The 727-nt window shown below is 32.2% G+C and carries 1 protein-coding gene and 1 pseudogene; both read left to right on the top strand.

Annotation, left to right across the window (positions count from 1 at the left end; translation table 11 throughout):
• The first annotated feature begins 306 nt into the window (after positions 1 to 306).
• Positions 307 to 666 carry a DUF2178 domain-containing protein gene (locus tag KI356_RS27270; RefSeq protein WP_212937011.1) on the top strand — a complete coding sequence of 120 codons (360 nt, stop codon included), beginning with the start codon at positions 307 to 309 and terminating at the stop codon, positions 664 to 666.
• Positions 654 to 727: pseudogene (locus KI356_RS27265) on the top strand (helix-turn-helix transcriptional regulator); the annotation flags it as partial. The gene KI356_RS27270 and the pseudogene KI356_RS27265, both read left to right, overlap by 13 nt.

Raw genomic sequence — 727 nt, 5'->3', positions numbered from 1 at the left:
TCGTAAGCCGTTTAATATTCCCTTTTGTCGCTTTACTATAATTCGCATCACCATTTCGCCCAATTAACACCGTGCCAATTACAGTAATCACTACAAGTAATATAACGATCATTATCCCAGTTAACATTTCTTCCTCCCCCTCCTTACAACCATTTTACAATATTATCCTCTTTATTTCGCAGCATATTTCCTCTTTTTACTATTATTATGAAAAGAACTGGAAAACTATTATTACCATGAATTTCTATATGTAATATATTTATAACATAACGTGAATTATTTCTAACATTATAAGGAGGACCCATCGTGAAAACAACTTGGATTAAATATTTAGGATTTCTCGGTTTCTTTGGATTTCTCGGATTTTTTTACGAAAAAGGATTGTTTACTATGTTCTGTTTCTTCTCCTTTTTCACGACGTATAGAAAAGTTCATCACGATGAGCTTTTTGAACAAATTGTCAATAAATCATGCCGAAATGCATTTATCGTTACATTACTAACTACCACTATTATTATGTTTATTGAAATGTTGTTTCCAAACCTTACACTACAAGAGATTGATATCGCTCTTATTTTCGCTACACTCATTCTTACATTCGGATTCTCAATCTTCTTTTACGATAAACCAGTTGATGAAATGGAAGATGTGCCATGGCGTTCGTAACGAAAATAAAAGAATTCCGAGCCAAATTAAACATGACACAAGAAGATTTAGCAAAACAAGT

Origin of the sequence: Bacillus hominis (assembly GCF_018332515.1) — a bacterium.
Lineage (GTDB): Bacteria > Bacillota > Bacilli > Bacillales > Bacillaceae_G > Bacillus_A > Bacillus_A hominis.
Note: the sequence above shows the minus strand (reverse complement) of the source record. Positions and strands in the feature narration are given on the sequence as shown.